Genomic DNA, 18753 nt, shown 5'->3' on the forward strand with positions numbered 1-18753 from the left:
GCGGCAGTCTGAGGCCATTGGCCTTTCGGGGCAAACCGGGTGTCAGCTGCGGCGCAGATGGCTCAACGCGGTCTGGGCGGCCGGATCACCGGCGCGAGCCGCCTGGCGCAGAAGTTCCTGGCCGATGCGCTGGTCGCGGGCGTTGCCGCAGTCACGGCACATCAATTGGCCAAGCCGGCTTTGCGCGACCACTATCCCTTCGCGCGCGGGCTGCTTGAGCATGCGCCCGGCGAGGTGTTTGACGTTGGCCTTGTGGCCCAGGCGGGGGCTGTCGAGCAGCCAGAGGGCGACCTTGAGAGTGAAACGCTTGGGTGCAGCGGGAGCTGAACTTTTCATGAAAAACTTTGGGCAGATCGGAAAAGCGCGCCACCTTACTCTTTTTTTTCGGCGAATGCGCGGGAGGGTGACTAGTGGCCGCAGGGCTGAAACGCCTATGGCTACCGGTAAGGACTTCTCCCTATCGGCTAGTCGGACAATGTTTCCGGCCAGTTGCGGGCACAGTGCAATATCCGCAAGACAGTCACGACTTGCCCTCGAATGACATAGGCGGCTATGAAAGAGGTGTCGACAATAACCACTTCGTACGTGCCTTCGACCCTACCGATACGACCGCTGAGCGGGTGCTGTTCCAGGCGGGCTACGCAATCGCTTATACGTTGATCCACCTGGATAGCCGCGGCTGGATTGAACTCTTCGGTGTAATCAAAAATTCGGTCTCGATCCTTGAGCGCTGCTGCTGTCCATTCAAGCCTCACTCGCTTACCTCTTTCGATTTCTGCAAGGCGATGGCTCGGCGTCTGGCGAAATGCGCTTCGACATCTTCGGCTGGAATGGCAGGCGTGTGCTCGGCCAGGGCTTCCATGACCTTGGATTTGAACCAGGCGTCGTGGGCTTGAGGATCCGTGGTGAGCCCAACGGGCAAGCCACCTTCATTCGCCACCCGGGTAAGCAGAATTCGAACAGCATCTGATAGCGTCATGCCCATTTTTCCCAGCACGTGGGCGGCACGATCACGCAGTTCAGGGTCGATACGGGCTTGCACCAAAGCTGTGGCAGCCATGGGAACCTCCTCAATGGATTTAAACCCGAATGTAATTCAAACGAATTACACTGGCAAGATCTGTGTCGGTATCCATGCGCGCGTATTTCAACCCAACAGCCCTGCCCGACCGTGCTCGGCAAACTCCACTTCTACCCTGGCACCCATACCCAGCCACCGAACCCCGGTCCAGCTCCCGGTCGCGATCAGATCGCCAGCGCGCAGTGAATTGCCCACTGCGGCGGCATGCCGTGCCAGCCAGGGCAGGGAGTTCAATGCTTCGACGAGCGGCTGGCTGCCACCTGCTGCACGGCGTTCACAGCGGCAACTCGGTTTTGCGCCGGCGGGCCTGCGCCGGGGCCGGACGCTCGCACGGCAGAAACCGGCCACGGCCCGCTTCGCCGCGAGGCTTGCCGTCCCACACTACGTCGCCGCGTGACAGCGTGATGGCTGGCCAGGCGCTCAGCTGCATGCCGGCGTAGGGGGTGTAGTCGACGTTGTGGTGCAGCATCTCGTTGCTGATCGACACCGACTGTCCTTCATCCCAGATCACCAGATCGGCATCCGCGCCGATGGCGATACTGCCCTTGCGCGGGTACAGACCGTACATCTTCGCCGCGTTGGTCGACGTCAGCGCGACGAAGCTCTGCGGGGTGATGCGGCCGGTACGCACGCCTTCGGACCACAACAATGCCAAGCGCGTCTCGACGCCGGGAATGCCGTTGGCGATCTTGTCGAACGAGGCGTCCTCGCCGTGGGCGCGCTTGCCATCTGGGCCGCCATAGCGAAACGGCGCATGGTCGGACGAGAAGATCTCGAACGAGCCGTTTTCCAGTCCATCCCAGATCACTTGCTGGTTGGCGGCGTCGCGCGGCGGTGGACTGCAGATGCATTTGGCGCCTTCGAAACTGTCGTCGCAGCCCAGCGAATCGGCGGTCAGGAACAGGTACTGCGGGCAGGTTTCGGCGTACACCTTCAGGCCATGGCTCTGCGCCCAGCGAATCTGCTCCACGGCCTCGCGACCCGACACGTGGACGATGAGGATGGGCACGTCCACCAGTTCGGCCAGGGCAATGGCGCGATGGGTGGCTTCACGCTCCACCAGCATCGGCCGCGAGCTGGCATGGTAGCGCGGCGCACTGAGCCCGGCCGCCAGCAGGCGCTCGGTGAGCCAGGCGATGCAGTCGCTGTTCTCGGCATGCAGCATGACCATGGCGCCTTCGCGGCGCGCCACGGAGAGGGTTTCGAGAATCTCCCGATCACCCAGTTTCAGCGCGTCGTAGGTCATGTAGATCTTGAACGAGGTGTAGCCTTCGGCAATCAGCACGGGCAGTTCTTTACGCAACACTTCGGGCGTGGGGTCGGTGACGATCAGGTGGAAGGCGTAGTCGATCACCGGCTTGTCGCCGGCACGGCGATGGTAGTCGTCCACCGCCGCGCGCAGGGTTTCGCCCTTCTGCTGGCAAGCGAACGGAATCACCGTGGTGGTTCCGCCGCAGGCAGCCGACACCGTGCCGCTGAAGAAGTCATCGGCCATGACCGAGCCGTCGCCGGTGGGCTGATCCAGGTGCACATGGCTGTCGATGCCCCCCGGGGTCACATGCCGGCCTGCGGCATCGATTTCCTTGAGGCCTGGGGGCAGGTCCAGCGCCAGGGCGGCGATGCGCCCGTGACGAATGCCGATGTCGCTGGTAAAGGTGTCTGCAGCAGTGACCACGCGGGCGTTGCGAATAACCGTATCGAAAGGTTGCATATCAAGCCTCTTCAAGCAGTAGCCGGCCCCAACCGGCATGGTCAACATGTCCCAGCATCTACCCCGCAGACACCGCAATCCGTGTAGCAGCGGTGCAAGCCGCGTCCGGGTTCACCGCAGTGTGTCAGGCGAACCGCGTCCACCGCCGACGCGGCTCGCGCCGCTGCTACAGGGGGGTGCACACCCCAGCGGCATCGCGTTCCAGCCAGGCCTGGGCGATCTGTTCGCGAGTGGCGAACCAGACGCCTTCGTGGCCCTGGGCATATTCGATGAACTTCTGCAGGGCGCGCACCCGGCCTGGGCGGCCGACCATGCGCGGGTGCAGGCCGACGGACATCATGCGCAAGCCATTCGCGGACTCCTCGTGCAGCACCTCGAAGCTTTCCTTCATGTACTCGAGAAAATCCGAAGCCTGGGAGAGGCCAGGTGAGTTCCAGTAACGGAAATCGTTGACGTCACTGGTGTACGGCACCACCAGGTGGCGTTTGCCTTCCACGTCGACGAAGTACGGCACGTCATCGTTGTAGGCGTCCGAGTCGTAGAGAAACCCGCCCTCCTCGGCCACCAGGCGACGGGTTCGCACGCTGGCGCCATAGCGGCAGTACCAGCCCACCGGGCGCTTGCCGCAGGTGCGCTGGAAGGATTCGATGGCCAGGCGGATGTGCTCGCGCTCCTGCGCCTCGGTGAGGCGGAACACTTCCTCCCAGCGATAGCCATGGCTGCACACCTCATGGCCCAGCTCGACCGCCGCGCGGGCCACGTCTGGATTCTGTTCGAACGCCACCGCGCAGGCATGGAAGGTGGACGGCACGTTGGCTTTCTGCAAGATCCCCAGAATCCGCCAGATGCCGACCCGCGAGCCGTATTCGTACATCGATTCCATGGCCAGGTTGCGTACGCCATCGGGAAACTGATAACTGCCCCATTCGGTCATGCTTTCCTGATCGGGATCACCCATGGCCAGGGAGCGCTCGGAGCCTTCCTCGTAGTTGATGACCAGACTGATTGCCAGCCGGGCACCATTGGGCCAGGTACCTTGGGGACGTTGCTGGCCATAACCGACCAGATCTCTGAGGGGGAATGTCACGGTACGGCTCTCCAGCAGGTTGGGCAAAAAGCCGGGCCTGGGGCCTCAGCAGTCGATGTCTTTCAGGGCTTCATGGTCGCGGCCATCGCCGAAGGCCAGGCCCATGGCCAGAGTCTGGGCGACGCAGAACGCCGCGGTCAGCGAGCGGAAACCGAGCAGCTCGGCGTCGTCGACTTCGATCATCACCGCAGCGCACTGGCCGATCGGGCTCAGCAGGCTGTCGGTGATGGCCACGATCGGCGTGCCGGCCGCGACCGCCTGATTGCAGGCGTCGATGGTTTCCTGGGCATAGGGCGGAAAGCTGACGGCCACCAGCACGTCATCGCCATGCAGCGCCCCCACCTGCTCGCGCAGGCTGCCGCCCAGGCCGCTGATGTGTACGGCGCGGCGGCCAACCCGGCTCAAGGCATAGCTGAGGTACGCGGCCATGGGAAACGAACGGCGCATGCCGACCACGAAGGTGGTTCGCGCCTGTTGCAGCAAGGCAATGGCCTGTTCCAGCGCCTGCACCTGCTGCCCTTCGGCGAGGTGTTCGAGGGAGACGATATTGGCCCGGCTAAAGGCGCCCAGCATGGCGCCCACGTCGGTCGGATCGTCCAGCAGCTGTTCGCCGCGGTAGTGACGGATACGCTCCTTGAAGCTGCCCTGCCCGGCCTTCTCCAACGGCGCCTTGCACACGCGCTGCAGATCGCTGAAGCCACCATAGCCCAAGGCCTGAGCCAGGCGAATGAACGCCGAAGCGGGAATCTGCGAACGCGCGGCCAGGGCGGCGACCGTGTTGAGCGCCACGTCATGGGGGTGCTCGATCACGTACTGCGCGGCATCGCGCATGCGCGCGGTGAGTTTGTCCTGGCCGACGGCGATGGCGCTGCGCAGCTCTTCAAGGGTGTGCGGTAATGGCATGGTTCTGTGGCTCGATAGCTCGTTGGCTCGATGACGGTCAGCGGGGACGCAAATCTGCGATGGCGTGGGCCAGGCAGTCCACCAGCCGGGTCATTTCGTCGACGGTGTTGTAGTGCGCGATGGAAACACGCACCACCCCGCCCTGAGGCGCCAGGCCCAGTGCTTCGATCAAGTGACGGGCGTAGAAGTCACCAAAACGGATGCCGATTCGCGCTGCATCGACGCGGCGCACGATCGCCTCGGACTGCACGCCCTCGACCACGAAACTGATGGTCGGCACCCGGTCACCTGCGGTGACGCGCGGCTTGCCGATGATGCGCACGCCGTCGGCCTCGCGCAGATAGCCCAGCAGAATCTCGGCTAGCACGTTCTCCTGCACTTCGAACGCATCGAAGGCCGCCTGCATGATCTGCCGCTCGCTGCCTTCGCCGCCCAGGCGGCGGCCGATGTCCTGCAGGTAGTCGCTGATGCCGATGCAGCCATAGGACAGCTCGTAGTTGACGTTGCCCGGCTGCAGTTTGTACGGCAGCACGTCCTGGCCGATGAAGAAGTGGTTGAGGCTGGGCAGCTCCAGCAACAGCTCGCGCTTGCCCCACAGCACGGCGAAATGGGGACCGAAGACCTTGTAGAAACTGAAGACATAGTAGTCGGCGCCACTGGCCTGCACGTCCACCAGACGGTGCGGCGCGTACGCCACCGCGTCCACCACCAGCTTCGCACCGCAGGCATGCACGTGCTCGGCGACCTGCGCGACCGGGTTGACGCTGCCCAGAATGTTCGACGCATGGGTCATCGCCACGTAACGGGTGCGCGGTCCCAGCAGTGCTTGGAGGTCGTGCAGTTCCAGCTCCAGGCTGGACGGGTCCACTGACCACACGCGCAACGTGGCCCCGCGTTCTTCGCACAGGCGCTGCCAAGGGCCGATGTTGGCTTCGTGATCGCTGTGGGTGACGATGATCTCGTCGCCCGCCCCGATCGAGGGTGCAATGGCTCGTGCCAGCAATTGCAGCAGCAGCGTGGTCGAGCCGGCCATCACGCACTCTTCCGAGTGACGAGCATTGATCAGCTGGGCCACCGAGGCACGGGCTTCGAGCACCTTCTCACCGGCCTGCACCGACGGCGCGTAGGAGGCGCCCAACTGCACGGCATGGTTGAGCAAATAGTGGCTGATGCGCTCGGCCACTGGCTTGAGCACTGCCGAACCGCCAGCATTGTCCAGGTAGCCGTAGCCGTCGGCGAGTGCAGGGAATTGGCGACGAACGTAGTCGATATCAAGGGCAGTCAAAGTGAGTCTCCCGGTTGCTTGTCAGGGGTCAAGCCTGTCAGTGATGCAGGATGGCCTGCAGGAACGCCTGGGTTCGCGGTTCCTGCGGCGCGGTGAAGAATGCCTGCGGAGCGTTCTGTTCGATGATGCGGCCGGTTTCCATGAAGATCACCCGGTCGGCGACCTTGCGCGCGAAACCCATCTCGTGGGTCACCACGATCATGGTCACCCCGGACCGAGCCAGGTTCTGCATCACGTCGAGCACTTCGCCGACCATTTCCGGGTCCAGTGCCGAGGTGGGTTCGTCGAACAGGATCACACGCGGTTCCATGGCCATGGTCCGGGCGATCGCGACCCGTTGCTGCTGGCCTCCGGACAGTTGACTGGGGTACTTGTCGGCGTGGCTGGCCATGCCGACCTTTTCCAGCAACAGCCGCGCGCGGGCCTGGGCATCGCGTCGGTTCATGCCGCGTACCCGCACCGGTGCCAGCGCCACGTTGGCCAGCACCGTGAGGTGGGGATAGAGGTTGAAGTTCTGAAACACCATGCCCACTTCGCAGCGGATGCCGGCGAGCTTGGCGCCGTTTTCCACGCGCTGCCCGGACACCCGGATGTCACCGCTCTGATAGGGTTCGAGCAGGTTGATGCAGCGAATCAGGGTGGACTTGCCCGACCCCGACGGACCGAGGATCACCACCACCTCGCCCTGGGCGACGGTCAGGTTGATATCGGTGAGGGCCTGGAAAGGTCCGTAGAACTTGTCCAGCCGTTCGATCTCGATGACGTTGCTCATGCGCGCTTGCCTCCGTTGCCGTTGCGCCGCTCGACCCAGCTGACCAGTTGCACCAGGGGCAGCAGCAACAACAGGTACATGATCGCCGCTCCCACCAGCGGTGTAGGGTTGGCCGACAGCGCCTGGGCCTGGGTGGCCTGCTTGAGCAGGTCGGGCATGGCCACCACCGACGCCAGGGCGGTGTCCTTCATGACGTTGATGCAGTTGCTGGTCATCGGCGGCAGAACGATGCGCATGGCCTGGGGCAGGATCACGTCGCGCATGGTGTTGAAGAAACTCATGCCCTGGGAGGCCGCCGCTTCGAACTGCCCCTTGGGAATGGCCTCGATGCCGGAGCGGAATATCTCCGCCGAGTAGGCACACGACACCAGCGACAGCGCGGCCGCCGCAGCGGCGAAGGACGACAGCCGAATGCCGACGAAGGGCAAGGCGTAGTAGATCAGCACCAGCAGCACCAGCAGCGGGATTGAGCGCAGCACGTCGATGTAGACCCGCGCCAGCCAGCGCACGGGGGTGTAGCCATACAGCCTGAGCATGGCCAGCAGCAACCCGCCGACCAGACCCAGCACGATACTCACCACGCCCAGCAGGATGGTCACGCCAAGGCCGCGCAGCATCAACGGCAGCGCATCGACGAACACGTCCCAGTTGAAGAAAGTGTGTAGCAACTCCATGAACGGATCCCTTGGTCGTGAGCCGGTAGCGGGCGGGGCGAAAGGCTGAACTTACTTGGGTACGTCGACGACCTTCACGGTGCTGGAATCGTCTGCGGCGGCTGCACCGAACCACTTCTTGTGCAGGTCGGCGATCACGCCGTCTTTTTTCATCTCGCTGATGATGGTGTTCACGCGTTCGCCTTCGGCCCAGCCCTTGGCGTGCATCAGCGAGTACTTCTCGCCGGTGGGAATGCGTGCGACCACGGCATACTGCGGCTTGTCCTTGATGTAATAGAGCACGGCGGGAATGTCGCTGATGTAGCCGTCCATGCGCCCGGACGCCAGGTCGAGCATGGCCGGCGACAACCCTTCGTAGCGCGAGATGTCCTTGAACTTGTACTCGCCTTGATGCTGGGCGGCCCACATGTCGCCGGTCGAACCGGTGTCCACGCCCACCACCTTGCCGCTCATGTCGGCCAGGCCCTTGATGCCGGACTTGGTCAGCACCGAGAGCGACTGGTCGCTATCGTAGTACGGCTGGGCGAACCCGACCGATTCCAGGCGTTTGGGGGTGATGGTGATCGAAGAAATGGCGATGTCCGCGCGCTTGGACTGCACGGCGCTGAACAGACCGTTGAAAGGAATGTTGACGAACTCTACGGTCTTGCCGGCGCGCTTGGCCACTTCCTTCACCACATCGACTTCGAAACCGACGATGTCGCCCTTGGCGTCCTGAAACTCCCAAGGGACGTTGCCGACGTTGGCACCGACGGTCCAATCGGCAGCCAGTGCCGAGGCTGAAAACGCAGTGGCCACAGCCATGCTCAAAAGTACTTTCACGCTCATGTCCAGCTCCCCAATTCACGTCAGTGCCAATGGCGGCCTGGGTACTTGCGCAGGCCTGTCGAGAACGAGACTAGGAGCAGGAATCAAATAATTCAAGGTTTAATTTTATTGAATTAAATGCTCCATGAAAGGGCGATCAATGCCCGCATTGGTGCAGGCCACAAAGTCAGAAAACGAGCGGCACGCCGAGCATCGGCCAGGTAATTCACGCCTCAAGTGCACTCAAGCGGAGCACGGACCAGGCGCTGGCGACATCCCTCGTAGGAGCGGTCCGTGGCCGCGAAGGCCTCACCCCGGATGCACCTGAACCACCGCGAAGACTCCACAACGCCATACCCGCCTGGCAGTCCGGCTCACGCGCGCCCCTGAACGATCAAAAGTGCAAGTCAGCATCTGACAACAGAGTCCGTTCGTCCAAGCGAACCCCTATTCCATCCGCCCTGCAGGCGGTCAATCACGCTTCTCGACTGATAAACCAATGAAAACGTCCAGCGTGGGCCAAATTGACAGAACCTAATCGTTCGGTATATTGATCATTAATATTCACTAAAAGGAACGATGTGAATGTGCTCGATGAACACACTGCCTACCGCCATTCGCGAAGCCGTCTCGTCCAACCTGAAGTCAGCACGATCCGTGCGTGGCATCTCCCTGTCCGGGTTGGCAGAAATCAGTGGCATCGGAAAGGCCACCCTGTCGGGCATCGAAAAAGGCGAAGGCAATCCGACCATCGAAACACTCTGGAATCTTGCCAGGAGTCTGAATGTACCTTTCGGCCAACTGATCGCCTCGGAACGCGAAGAGGCAACCGTCTACACCGCTGCCGGAATCAGCGCCAAACTGATCAACAGAGAAACGACGCCCAGGGTCATCGAGACCTTTGTGATGGAGTTGGCCCCGCATACCAAGCGGTTGGCCGAGCCACACATGGCAGGTGTCATCGAACACGTTCTGATGCTGCAAGGCCGGATGCTCATTGGCACCTCCAGCGAACCTCAATTGATCAGCTCCGGGCAATCGGTACGATTCAAAGGCGATGTGCAGCATCTTTATCAAAGTCTGGACGAACCGTGCACCGTCCAGATTTCGGTGATCTACCCCGAACCCGACAATCGGCCTTCATGCGCAGACGACAAGATTCGTGACTGGCCCGTGACCATCGACGATTGGGAAGGCCTGAATGTGCAGGTCGATCGCATGGCGCTCGAAGCCAGGCAGGGCATCGTCGCCCGCAAACTGACTTTCGAAAAATGTCACCTTGAGGCGCAGATGGCACTCTCGGCGCTGAGCGATAACCTCAGGTCGGCACGCGTCAAAGTCGAAAGATCTCAACTTCATCTGGTCTACGAAGCCAGACCCATGATTGTCAGCCTGTCCCGGCAAGGCACCCATGCGCTGATCCAGTCGACCGCACCCGGCGCGAGTGATGCGCTGAGGCAGGCGCTGGATATCTGCAATCTAGGCTTCTCACCCTGGCGCTCGCTGAGCCAGCACCAAAAGAATGGGCTTGAAGATATCGCTCAGAGCGACTCGGTATGCTTGGCAACCCTGGCCGCCGAGGCGCTGACCCGACACGGATATCCCTGTGTGCCTGCCCAGGCAGCTCCCCGGTATGAGAAATCGACAAGGATGGACGCACGCTCGGAAAAAGCGAGTTTTGAAGACCGTATCAATGTCGACGCCTACGCGGCCTATGAACTGGTCCACCCGGCCTATGCAAAACAAGCAGTCGCTATAGCAAACGAGTTGCAGGGCCATTTGGGAAGCGCCACTGCCTCGATCATCGACGTCGGCACCGGCCCGGGGCTTCCACTGAAAATGCTGCTCGAGCTGCTGCCGGAGCTCAATGTCACGGCCGTGGATCCCAGCGGTGCAGCTTTTCACCACCTCAAAAAGCTTTTCGCGGACTACGCCAACGTAACGCCGATTCACGCCAGCATCACCGAACTCGACAAGCCTCATACGCCCTACACTGCCGCCATTTCGGTGGGCGCATCGCACCATCTCGACACCCTTGAGTTTTTACAGTCGACACGGGCTCAACTGGCCCCCGGAGGTCTGTTCATCGTTGCAGATGAAATGATCGCCGAGTTCGAAAACGCGAGCACCCGAAGTCGCAACCTGATCACACATCATCTTCAATACATCGCCGATACGTTCATACCCATTTCGCCCCATACGCTGGAGGCCGCTGAAGCGGCGTTGGTAACGTTGATCCGTCAGCACGTGCCACTGGCCCTATTCGATGCAAGCCACAGTGCATACGCCGAGGCGGAAAACAGGACTCGAAAACTGCTCGAAGAGATCAGAGCGCTGGACTTGCCTTCGGCCTTGAGCGATCCATTGATCGCTTTCTACCGTCTTCATTTTCTCGAGCTCGAGGCGCTGGTCGCAGGCCTGGATTATGAAGTGGAACAAAAGACCTATCCGAGGTGCTTTCAAGACCTGGCAAATACCGCTGGCTTCGAGGTGCTGCGCCACTCCAGGCTTTATGCGACCGCCGGCCGAAGCGAGTGGGATGCAGGCACTCACTTGTTCGTATTGAAAGCGCTATGAGTCGTCACATCGGTGTGCGCACACAGGCTATGTCGTCCTCCATGCCTGTGGTCATAGGCTATTTGCCGATCGCCTTCGCTTTCGGCATGACCGGTGTCACTCACGGCGTGTCGCCTGAAATGACGATCGCCATGTCGGCCATCATTTTTGCTGGAGCCAGCCAATTCGTCCTGCTGGCTGCCATATCCGCCAGCACGCCCTGGTTGTGGGTGATAGGCCTGTGCGCGCTGATGGACATCCGGCATCTGCTGTACGGCTCGCTGTTGAAAGCGACGCTGGGCAATACCGCAACCCCACGCAGACTGGGCATCGCTTTTTTTCTGACCGACGAAGTGTTCGCAACCGCCTTGATCAGACTGTCAGCCGTCAATGCGGCGGACCGCGGCATCTGGATGATGTGGATGGGAGGCTGCAGTTACCTGGCCTGGGTGATGGGTACCGCCCTCGGCGCTTATCTGGGTTTGCAGCTGTCCGAAAGCATTCCCCTTCTGGCCAAGGCGATGCCTTTTGCGCTTCCGGCGCTGTTTCTCATATTGGTGCATGAAACCTTCAAACCTGGGCATCGTACGGCAATCATTGCCTCTGCACTGACAGCCTGCGCCTTGTGGGCTGCAGGACTGTCAGGGCTCGCGCTTCTACTGGGTGCATTTGTCGGGTGCGTCTCGACGCTGTGGGGAGGAAAGGACAATGAGCTTGCATCTGAATGAAGCATGGGTAGCCATCATCGCCATGGGCGCAGTGACCTTCGCCACCCGCGCACTGCCATTTGTCTTCAAGCGCAACTTCGTGGAAGGCAAAAGCCCCGGAAAACAAACGCCGCTCAACGCCCTGGGACCCTCTTTGCTGGCTGCGATCGCTGTCGTCGCGATCATGCCGGACCTGCGAGATGCCGCAGTCGATGGCGTACAGCCGTTTGCAAGTTATCTGGTCAGTTTGCTGGCAACGCTGGCTGTACTCAGGCTGAGTAAAAGTGCAGGACTTGCTCTGATGATCGGGGTGGCGTGTTATGCATTGTGTTTGTCTGTAGCGGGTGTGGCGTAGATCCATTCGGGGCAGAGGGCTCACCGCAGATTCAACGCTCGTCGTCGGTCTGCGTCGAGTCGTTCGTCTGCGCAGGATCTTCGAGCAGATCATCGAAGTCGATCTTGAGCCCCTGCTCCATCGAATCGAGTTCCACCAGCAACGAGCGGAAGCTGGTCTCGTCCTTGGGCGGTGCCTCGCCCTCACCCTCGGCACTGGCATCGGCCAACGCCTGCAGATGGGCGGGCACCGGCGCGTCTTCGTCGTGGTCGTCCAAGACCGACTCGGGTTCCATCTCGCGCAGAACCGCCAGCGGCGGCAATTCATCGAGGCTCTTGAGGTTGAAGTGATCGAGAAACGCCTTAGCGGTGGCGAACATCGCCGGCCGGCCCGGCACGTCGCGATAACCCACCACACGGATCCACTCACGCTCCACCAGGGTCTTGACGATATTGCTGTTCACCGCCACGCCGCGCACGTCTTCGATCTCGCCGCGGGTGATGGGTTGGCGATAGGCGATCAGGGCCATGGTTTCCAGCAGGGCACGGGAATAGCGCTGCGGCCGTTCTTCCCAGAGCCGGCCGACCCAGGGCGCGTACTTCTCGCGGATCTGCAGACGGTAGCCGGACGCCACCTCGACCAGTTCGAACGCGCGCTTTTCGCAGGATTTGCTCAGGACTTCAAGGGCCTTCTTGAACACTGCCGGCTCCGGCCGCTCGGCCTCCTCGAACAGCTCATGGAGGCGTTCCAGGGACTGGGGTTTTCCGGAGGCCAACAGAAAGGCTTCAAGCAGCGGCGCCAGATCGCGCGGGTCAGTCAAGTTCATTGTTCGGCTCGGGCACGCACATGGATAGCGGCAAAGGCGTCATTCTGCACCAGTTCGATCAGTTGCTCCTTCACCAGTTCGAGGATGGCCATGAAGGTCACCACCACGCCGAGCTTGCCTTCCTCGGCACCGAACAGTTCGACGAAAGGCACGAAACCGCCACCGCGCAAGCGTTCGAGTACCTGGCTCATGCGCTCGCGGGTCGACAGCGCCTCACGGCTGACCTGATGGCTTTCGAACATGTCACTGCGCCGCAACACGTCGGCCATGGACATCAGTAGCTCTTCCAGGCTGACCTCGGGCAGCAGCTTGCGCACCTTGGCCTGGGGCGCATCGAGCTTGGGCACGTAGAGATCACGACCTACCCGCTTGAGGGTGTCGATCCCTTCGGCGGCCGCCTTGAAGCGCTCGTATTCCTGCAGGCGGCGAATCAGCTCGGCACGCGGATCGTGCTCTTCGTCCTCGACCACGGCGCTGCGCGGCAGCAACATGCGCGACTTGATCTCGGCGAGCATGGCGGCCATCACCAGATACTCGGCGGCAAGCTCCAGGCGTACGCTCTTCATCAGCTCGACGTAGCCCATGTACTGACGGGTGATCTCCGCCACGGGAATGTCGAGGATATCGATGTTCTGCTTGCGGATCAGGTACAGCAGCAGGTCGAGCGGACCTTCGAACGCCTCCAGAAACACTTCCAGCGCATCCGGCGGGATGTACAGGTCCTGCGGCATCTGGGTGAACGCCTGGCCATAGACCAGCGCCAGTTGCAGCTGCTCGGGCGAGCCTTGGGCAAGGCTGGACGACGGCTCTTCGACCGCGCTCAGGTCACTCACGCCATGGCCGCAAACGGAGCCGGGTCGCCGCAACCCACGCGTATCACCTGCGGATCGCCGTCAGCCAGGTTGATCACGGTGGACGCTTCGGTCCCGCCGAAACCACCATCGATGATCAGGTCGACATGTTTTTCCAGCAACTGACGCATCTCGTAAGGATCACTAAGCGGCTCGCTGTCACCGGGCATGATCAAACTCACACTCATCAGCGGTTCGCCCAGTTCTTCCAGCAGGGCCAGGGCGATCGGATGACTGGGCACGCGCAGGCCGATGGTGCGGCGCTTGGGGTGCAAGAGCAGGCGCGGCACTTCGCGGGTGGCGCTGAGGATGAAGGTATACGGCCCTGGCGTATGCGCCTTGAGCAGGCGGAACGCCGCGGTATCGACCTTGGCGAACAGCCCCAGCTGCGACAGGTCGCAGCAGATGATCGCAAAGTTGTGTTTGTCGTCCAGCTGGCGCAGGCGGCGCACCCGCTCCACTGCGCTCTTGTCGCCAATCTGACAACCGATGGCGTATGAAGAATCAGTGGGGTAGATCACGATGCCGCCCTTGCGAATGATCTCGACCGCTTGCTTGATCAGCCGCGGCTGCGGATTCTCTGGGTGGATCTGAAAGAATTGACTCACGTTGGCATCCTGTTCAGGCGGAGATTGACGGATCGTGCTTGAACCGCGCGGACAGCGGCGGCAGGTCCACCGGCAAGGGTCGATAGACACCGATTTCACCCCAGGCGCCCGGACCATGGAAATCACTGCCGGCGCTGACCATCAGGCCGAACTCGCGAGCCAGAATGGACAGCGTGCCGACCTGCTCGGCCGCCTGCATGCCGTTGACCACCTCGATCGCATGACCTCCGGCCTGAATATAGTCGCCGATCAGCTTGCGCCGCTTGCTGCGGGTGAAATCGTAGTGCAACGGGTGCGCCAGGCTGATCCAGGCCCGGGCTTCGCGCAACGTGCGCACGGTGTCCTCCAGCGTAGGCCAGTGCTGCTTGACGTCACCCAGCTTGCCCGCGCCCAGCCATTTGCGGAACGCCTCCTGGCGATCCTTGACGTAGCCTTGCTGCACGAGGAAATCGGCGAAATGCGGGCGGGCCGGCGCATTGCCGCTGTCGCCCAGGCCCTGCTGGATGGCGCGGGCGCCTTCCAGGGCGCCGGGCATGCCCTTGAGCGCCAGGCGCCGGTCGATTTCTTCGGCACGCAGCCAGCGACCGTGGTGCAGGCTGTCGAGCGCGGCGACCAGAGGCGGCGCATCCAGAGCGAAATTGTAACCGAGCACGTGGATGGTCGCACCGCCCCAGGTGCATGACATTTCGACACCACTGACCCACTGCATGTTCAGTGCTGTCGCGGCCGCACGGGCCTCTGGCTGGCCCTCCAGGGTGTCATGGTCGGTCAAGGCCAGGGTCTGCACGCCGTGATCGAAGGCTCGCTGCACCAGGACAGCAGGCGCAAGGGCGCCGTCGGAAGCGGTGCTGTGGCAGTGCAGGTCAACATTCATAGTGGCGCTTTCGCAGTCATTGATGTTTGTTATTATGCCGCCACATCCTGCTTCTGGCTGCCATTGTGAAACAATTGATCGATTTCATCCCGCTGCTCCTGTTCCTCATCGTCTACAAGACCGACCCGCACATGGTCGACCTGGCCGGTTACAGCTTTGAACTGGGCGGCATCTTCAGCGCCACCAAAGTGCTGATCGCCAGCTCGGTGGTGGTCTACGGTCTGTTGTTCATCAAGCAGCGCAAGCTGGAGAAAGGCCAGTGGTTGACCCTGATCGCCTGCCTGGTGTTCGGCACCCTGACCCTGGCCTTCCATAGTGAAACCTTCCTCAAATGGAAGGCACCGGTGGTCAACTGGCTGTTCGCCCTGGCGTTCGCCGGCAGTCATTTCATCGGCAAGCAACTGCTGATCAAGCGCATGATGGGCCACGCCCTGACCCTGCCCGACCCGATCTGGGCGAAACTCAACGTGGCGTGGGTGGTCTTCTTCCTGTTCTGCGGCGCTGCCAACCTGTTCGTGGCATTTACCTTCGAGCAGTTCTGGGTCGACTTCAAAGTGTTCGGCAGCCTGGCCATGACCTTGCTGTTCCTGGTGGGCCAGGGCATCTACCTGTCCCGTCACCTGCATGATTCCGATCGTACAACACCGAAAACCGAGGATTGACATGCTCTACGCCATCATTGCCACCGACACGCCCAACTCTCTGGAAAAACGCCTGGCCGCACGGCCCGAGCACCTTGAGCGCCTGAAGCAGCTGGAAACCGCCGGCCGTCTGGTCCTGGCCGGTCCCCACCCAGCCATCGACAGCAATGATCCCGGCGAAAGCGGGTTCAGCGGCAGCCTCATCGTTGCCCACTTCGAGTCCCTGGACGAAGCCCAGGCCTGGGCTGGCGCCGACCCGTTCGTCGCGGCCGGGGTCTATAAGGACGTGCTGGTCAAACCTTTCAAGCAGACCCTGCCTGCGCCTGAATGAAGGTTTAGATGAGCGACCTGTTACTGATCGACGACGACGTCGAGCTGTGCGAGCTGCTGAACAGCTGGTTGAGCCAGGAAGGTTTCCAGGTCAGGGCCTGCCACGATGGCAGCAGCGCACGCAAGGCCCTCGCCGAGCTGGCACCGGCGGCCGTGGTGCTCGACGTGATGCTGCCCGACGGCAGCGGCCTGGAGCTGCTCAAGCAGCTGCGCAGCGAACACCCTGACCTGCCGGTGCTGATGCTCTCGGCGCGGGGCGAACCGCTGGATCGCATCCTGGGCCTGGAGCTGGGCGCCGACGATTACCTGGCCAAACCCTGCGATCCGCGCGAGCTGACGGCTCGCCTGCGTGCGGTCCTGCGCCGCAGCCACCCGGTGGCGGTGGCGGGGCAGATGGAGCTGGGCGACCTGTGCTTCAGCCCGGCTCGCGGCGTGGTCAGTATCGATCAGCACGATATCAACCTGACCGTTTCCGAAAGCCGCCTGCTCGAAGCGCTCATGCGCCAGCCAGGCGAGCCGCTGGACAAGCAGGAGCTTGCGCAGATCGCCCTGGGCCGCAAGCTCACCCTCTATGATCGAAGCCTGGACATGCACGTAAGCAATCTGCGCAAGAAGATCGGCCCCCACGCCGACGGCCGGCCGCGGATCATGGCCCTGCGCAGCCGTGGCTATTTCTATGCGCAGTAGCCGGTCGGCGCATCGCACCGATCGCGCCGTCCACTTCGGCGCCTGAACGCGCAGGGATTTGTCAGCAACGACCGCGTCATCCCTTTACACAAGCTTTACGCGGCCTTGACCGCGCCTGACCTTGATCTCCCTAAACTGGCCACATCCGGTAACCACCGGGAACCAGACAGGAGATTCACCATGCGCAAGACCACCCTCGCAATGCTGTTCGCCGCTACCCTGCCGACCCTGGCCATGGCCATGCCCCAGGGCGGCCCCGAGGGTTTCGGCCCAGGCCCAGGCAAAGGCGGCCCAGGCCCTCGTGGCGGTGAGCCGTTCGCCCAGCTCGACCTGACCCACGAGCAACGCACCCAGGTCGGCAAGCTGATGGGCGAAGAACGCCATCAACAGCGCGAGATCACCAAGAAGTACCTGGACAAGCTGCCAGCGGCCGATCGCAAGGCCATGGAAGATGAAATCAAGGCCAACCGCGACAAGGCCCAGGCCGACGTACGTGCCGTGCTCAAGCCCGAGCAGCAGAAGCAGTTCGACGAGATGAAGAAGAAAGAGGACCAGCGCCGCGCCGAGTGGGCCGAATTCCAGGCCTGGAAAGCCCAGCAAGGCAAGAAAACCCAGTAATATCGGCGCACGCCCCCAGCCCGGTACGCTCACGCGTACCGGGCTTCGTCCATTGAGGAATTTGCCTTGCGTTCACTGTTCTGGCGCATCCTGGCCAGCTTCTGGCTGGCCATCGCCCTGGTAGCCGGCCTTTCGGTGCTGCTGGGCCACATGTTGAACCAGGACACCTGGATCCTCAGTCGCCACCCGGCGGTCAAGCATTTCGCCCAGGACTGGGTGGAGCGCTATGAGAGCAAGGGTGGCGAAGCTGCCCAGGAACTGCTCGAACAACGCAAGCGGCGCTATCGCATCGACACCCAGGTGCTCAACGAGGCTGGCGAAGCGGTCGTGCCGGGAACCTTCCCCCGTCGCGCCGAAGCGTTCGAGGCGCGCCACAACGACAACGACCGCGACCTGCCATGGCGCCGCCTGACAGCGGAATACACCAGCCCCAGCACCGGCGACACCTACCTGCTGATCTACCGCATCCCTCACCCCGAGCTCGATTCCTGGCATCGCGATTCCCTGCTCATGCCCATCAGCGCACTGGTGATCGCACTGGTCGTGCTGACGCTGTTCAGTCTGATGGTGACCTTGTCGATCACCCGCCCTCTGAGCCGGCTGCGCGGCGCCGTGCACGAACTGGGGCAGACCACCTACCAGCAGAACAGCCTGGCGCAGCTGGCTAGCCGTCGTGACGAATTCGGTGTGCTGGCGCGCGATTTCAACCGCATGGGCTCACGCCTGCAGAGCCTGATCGGCAGCCAGCGCCAGCTGTTGCGCGACGTGTCCCATGAACTGCGCTCACCCCTGGCTCGGCTGCGCATCGCCCTGGCCCTGGCGGAACGCGCCGAGCCCGCTCAGCGCGACCTGCTGTGGCCACGCCTGACCCGCGAGTGCGATCGTCTGGAAGCGTTGATCAGCGAGATTCTCGTGCTGGCGCGGGTCGATGCGGAACAGGCCACGGCCGAAGACGTGGATTTGCCAGCACTGCTGCACGCCGTACGCAAGGACGCGCTGGTGGCCGTGCCGGAGCAATCCATCGAACTGGACATTGCCCCGCACCTGGCGTTGCAGGGCTGGCCGACCATGATCGAACGGGCCGTGGACAACCTGCTGCGTAACGCCCTGCGCTTCAACCCCGGGCCGTCGCCGGTCGTGCTGTCGGCGCAACAAGTGGATGGGCGGGTGCGCATCAGCGTCCGCGATCACGGCCCGGGCGTGGCGGAGGAACATCTGGCACGCCTGAGCGAGCCATTCTTTCGTGCGCCAGGGCAAAGCGCTGCGGGCCATGGACTCGGGCTGGCCATTGCCCGCCGCGCCGCCGAACGGCATGGCGGCAGTCTGCACCTGGAAAACCATGCCCAGGGCGGCCTGATCGCAACCCTGGACTTGCCACCGGTGCCGGTGGTGGTGGCCTAG

22 protein-coding genes are annotated in these 18753 nt (G+C 62.4%); 8 read left to right on the forward strand and 14 right to left on the reverse strand.

Annotated features, from left to right (window positions below):
• Window positions 1-42 precede the first annotated feature (42 nt).
• The 10 genes from ABMD26_RS04550 to ABMD26_RS04595 all read right to left on the reverse strand — a co-directional run bounded on the left by ABMD26_RS04550 (window position 43) and on the right by ABMD26_RS04595 (window position 8341).
• Window positions 43-336 (reverse strand): SEL1-like repeat protein, encoded by a 294-nt coding sequence (locus ABMD26_RS04550; RefSeq protein ID WP_134721505.1) that lies wholly within the window; start codon window positions 334-336, stop codon window positions 43-45.
• 128 nt (window positions 337-464) lie between these two features.
• Window positions 465-755, reverse strand: coding sequence for a type II toxin-antitoxin system RelE/ParE family toxin (locus ABMD26_RS04555; RefSeq protein ID WP_122741697.1), 291 nt, complete (start codon window positions 753-755; stop codon window positions 465-467).
• On the reverse strand, window positions 752-1060 hold the full coding sequence (locus ABMD26_RS04560) for a type II toxin-antitoxin system RelB/DinJ family antitoxin (RefSeq protein ID WP_122741696.1): 309 nt from the start codon (window positions 1058-1060) through the stop codon (window positions 752-754). Before ABMD26_RS04560 ends, ABMD26_RS04555 begins: the two co-directional genes overlap by 4 nt.
• 295 nt (window positions 1061-1355) lie before the next feature.
• Window positions 1356-2792 carry a dihydropyrimidinase gene (hydA, locus tag ABMD26_RS04565; RefSeq protein ID WP_134721506.1) on the reverse strand — a complete coding sequence of 479 codons (1437 nt, stop codon included), beginning with the start codon at window positions 2790-2792 and terminating at the stop codon, window positions 1356-1358.
• A gap of 166 nt (window positions 2793-2958) precedes the next feature.
• Window positions 2959-3879 (reverse strand): allantoinase PuuE, encoded by a 921-nt coding sequence (locus ABMD26_RS04570; RefSeq protein ID WP_354308380.1) that lies wholly within the window; start codon window positions 3877-3879, stop codon window positions 2959-2961.
• 45 nt (window positions 3880-3924) lie between these two features.
• Complete coding sequence (locus ABMD26_RS04575) at window positions 3925-4782, reverse strand: MurR/RpiR family transcriptional regulator (protein ID WP_122741694.1); 858 nt, start codon at window positions 4780-4782, stop codon at window positions 3925-3927.
• 37 nt (window positions 4783-4819) lie between these two features.
• Window positions 4820-6067: a cysteine desulfurase-like protein gene (locus ABMD26_RS04580; RefSeq protein WP_354308383.1), complete on the reverse strand. Its 1248-nt coding sequence runs from the start codon at window positions 6065-6067 to the stop codon at window positions 4820-4822.
• A gap of 37 nt (window positions 6068-6104) precedes the next feature.
• Window positions 6105-6839: an amino acid ABC transporter ATP-binding protein gene (locus ABMD26_RS04585; protein ID WP_354308385.1), complete on the reverse strand. Its 735-nt coding sequence runs from the start codon at window positions 6837-6839 to the stop codon at window positions 6105-6107.
• A complete protein-coding gene (locus tag ABMD26_RS04590; protein WP_056843249.1) occupies window positions 6836-7513 on the reverse strand; it encodes an amino acid ABC transporter permease in 678 nt (225 codons plus the stop codon). Before ABMD26_RS04590 ends, ABMD26_RS04585 begins: the two co-directional genes overlap by 4 nt.
• Before the next feature lie 51 nt (window positions 7514-7564).
• The gene (locus tag ABMD26_RS04595; RefSeq protein ID WP_049861031.1) at window positions 7565-8341 is read right to left on the reverse strand and encodes a transporter substrate-binding domain-containing protein; all 777 of its coding nucleotides are present in this window, start codon (window positions 8339-8341) and stop codon (window positions 7565-7567) included.
• Between the two features lie 573 nt (window positions 8342-8914).
• On the opposite strand from ABMD26_RS04595, the gene ABMD26_RS04600 reads away from it, so the two are divergent.
• Genes ABMD26_RS04600 through ABMD26_RS04610 form a run of 3 tightly spaced genes read left to right on the forward strand, consistent with a single transcriptional unit; the run spans window position 8915 to window position 11938 of the window.
• Complete coding sequence (locus ABMD26_RS04600) at window positions 8915-10897, forward strand: methyltransferase domain-containing protein (protein WP_354308388.1); 1983 nt, start codon at window positions 8915-8917, stop codon at window positions 10895-10897.
• The gene (locus ABMD26_RS04605) at window positions 10894-11604 is read left to right on the forward strand and encodes an AzlC family ABC transporter permease (RefSeq protein ID WP_354308390.1); all 711 of its coding nucleotides are present in this window, start codon (window positions 10894-10896) and stop codon (window positions 11602-11604) included. Before ABMD26_RS04600 ends, ABMD26_RS04605 begins: the two co-directional genes overlap by 4 nt.
• Complete coding sequence (locus ABMD26_RS04610) at window positions 11585-11938, forward strand: AzlD domain-containing protein (protein ID WP_354308392.1); 354 nt, start codon at window positions 11585-11587, stop codon at window positions 11936-11938. The genes ABMD26_RS04605 and ABMD26_RS04610 overlap by 20 nt, the downstream gene beginning before the upstream one ends.
• A gap of 31 nt (window positions 11939-11969) precedes the next feature.
• Here the strand turns inward: ABMD26_RS04610 and scpB are convergent, their stop codons facing one another.
• The 4 genes from scpB to ABMD26_RS04630 are packed head-to-tail and all read right to left on the reverse strand — an operon-like array spanning window position 11970 to window position 15076.
• The gene (gene scpB, locus ABMD26_RS04615) at window positions 11970-12743 is read right to left on the reverse strand and encodes an SMC-Scp complex subunit ScpB (protein WP_354308394.1); all 774 of its coding nucleotides are present in this window, start codon (window positions 12741-12743) and stop codon (window positions 11970-11972) included.
• Complete coding sequence (locus ABMD26_RS04620; protein WP_489315738.1) at window positions 12740-13567, reverse strand: segregation and condensation protein A; 828 nt, start codon at window positions 13565-13567, stop codon at window positions 12740-12742. Before ABMD26_RS04620 ends, scpB begins: the two co-directional genes overlap by 4 nt.
• 5 nt (window positions 13568-13572) lie before the next feature.
• A complete protein-coding gene (locus ABMD26_RS04625; protein WP_056843251.1) occupies window positions 13573-14202 on the reverse strand; it encodes an L-threonylcarbamoyladenylate synthase in 630 nt (209 codons plus the stop codon).
• 13 nt (window positions 14203-14215) lie between these two features.
• Window positions 14216-15076: a PHP domain-containing protein gene (locus ABMD26_RS04630; protein WP_056843252.1), complete on the reverse strand. Its 861-nt coding sequence runs from the start codon at window positions 15074-15076 to the stop codon at window positions 14216-14218.
• A gap of 65 nt (window positions 15077-15141) precedes the next feature.
• On the opposite strand from ABMD26_RS04630, the gene ABMD26_RS04635 reads away from it, so the two are divergent.
• The 5 genes from ABMD26_RS04635 (at window position 15142) to ABMD26_RS04655 (ending at window position 18753) form a co-directional block, all read left to right on the forward strand.
• Window positions 15142-15738, forward strand: a complete 597-nt coding sequence (locus ABMD26_RS04635; protein WP_049861035.1) for a septation protein A — start codon at window positions 15142-15144, stop codon at window positions 15736-15738.
• A 1-nt stretch (window position 15739) separates the two neighbouring features.
• The gene (locus ABMD26_RS04640) at window positions 15740-16048 is read left to right on the forward strand and encodes a YciI family protein (RefSeq protein WP_134721515.1); all 309 of its coding nucleotides are present in this window, start codon (window positions 15740-15742) and stop codon (window positions 16046-16048) included.
• Between the two features lie 8 nt (window positions 16049-16056).
• Window positions 16057-16734, forward strand: a complete 678-nt coding sequence (locus ABMD26_RS04645) for a response regulator transcription factor (protein WP_056843254.1) — start codon at window positions 16057-16059, stop codon at window positions 16732-16734.
• Between the two features lie 180 nt (window positions 16735-16914).
• On the forward strand, window positions 16915-17352 hold the full coding sequence (locus ABMD26_RS04650; protein ID WP_192000071.1) for a Spy/CpxP family protein refolding chaperone: 438 nt from the start codon (window positions 16915-16917) through the stop codon (window positions 17350-17352).
• 66 nt (window positions 17353-17418) lie between these two features.
• The gene (locus ABMD26_RS04655; protein WP_354308399.1) at window positions 17419-18753 is read left to right on the forward strand and encodes a sensor histidine kinase; all 1335 of its coding nucleotides are present in this window, start codon (window positions 17419-17421) and stop codon (window positions 18751-18753) included.

Origin of the sequence: Pseudomonas sp. PvP001, assembly GCF_040546375.1 — a bacterium.
Classification (GTDB): Bacteria; Pseudomonadota; Gammaproteobacteria; order Pseudomonadales; family Pseudomonadaceae; genus Aquipseudomonas; species Aquipseudomonas coleopterorum.

What these genes read in the sequence shown, in the direction of transcription:
- ABMD26_RS04550 (WP_134721505.1), bottom strand. Translation starts at nt 336, where the DNA reads ATGAAAAGTTCAGCTCCCGCTGCACCCAAGCGTTTCACTCTCAAGGTC.
- ABMD26_RS04560 (WP_122741696.1), bottom strand. Translation starts at nt 1,060, where the DNA reads ATGGCTGCCACAGCTTTGGTGCAAGCCCGTATCGACCCTGAACTGCGT.
- hydA (WP_134721506.1), bottom strand. Translation starts at nt 2,792, where the DNA reads ATGCAACCTTTCGATACGGTTATTCGCAACGCCCGCGTGGTCACTGCT.
- ABMD26_RS04575 (WP_122741694.1), bottom strand. Translation starts at nt 4,782, where the DNA reads ATGCCATTACCGCACACCCTTGAAGAGCTGCGCAGCGCCATCGCCGTC.
- ABMD26_RS04585 (WP_354308385.1), bottom strand. Translation starts at nt 6,839, where the DNA reads ATGAGCAACGTCATCGAGATCGAACGGCTGGACAAGTTCTACGGACCT.
- ABMD26_RS04590 (WP_056843249.1), bottom strand. Translation starts at nt 7,513, where the DNA reads ATGGAGTTGCTACACACTTTCTTCAACTGGGACGTGTTCGTCGATGCG.
- ABMD26_RS04595 (WP_049861031.1), bottom strand. Translation starts at nt 8,341, where the DNA reads ATGAGCGTGAAAGTACTTTTGAGCATGGCTGTGGCCACTGCGTTTTCA.
- ABMD26_RS04600 (WP_354308388.1), top strand. Translation starts at nt 8,915, where the DNA reads ATGAACACACTGCCTACCGCCATTCGCGAAGCCGTCTCGTCCAACCTG.
- ABMD26_RS04605 (WP_354308390.1), top strand. Translation starts at nt 10,894, where the DNA reads ATGAGTCGTCACATCGGTGTGCGCACACAGGCTATGTCGTCCTCCATG.
- ABMD26_RS04610 (WP_354308392.1), top strand. Translation starts at nt 11,585, where the DNA reads ATGAGCTTGCATCTGAATGAAGCATGGGTAGCCATCATCGCCATGGGC.
- scpB (WP_354308394.1), bottom strand. Translation starts at nt 12,743, where the DNA reads ATGAACTTGACTGACCCGCGCGATCTGGCGCCGCTGCTTGAAGCCTTT.
- ABMD26_RS04630 (WP_056843252.1), bottom strand. Translation starts at nt 15,076, where the DNA reads ATGAATGTTGACCTGCACTGCCACAGCACCGCTTCCGACGGCGCCCTT.
- ABMD26_RS04640 (WP_134721515.1), top strand. Translation starts at nt 15,740, where the DNA reads ATGCTCTACGCCATCATTGCCACCGACACGCCCAACTCTCTGGAAAAA.
- ABMD26_RS04645 (WP_056843254.1), top strand. Translation starts at nt 16,057, where the DNA reads ATGAGCGACCTGTTACTGATCGACGACGACGTCGAGCTGTGCGAGCTG.
- ABMD26_RS04650 (WP_192000071.1), top strand. Translation starts at nt 16,915, where the DNA reads ATGCGCAAGACCACCCTCGCAATGCTGTTCGCCGCTACCCTGCCGACC.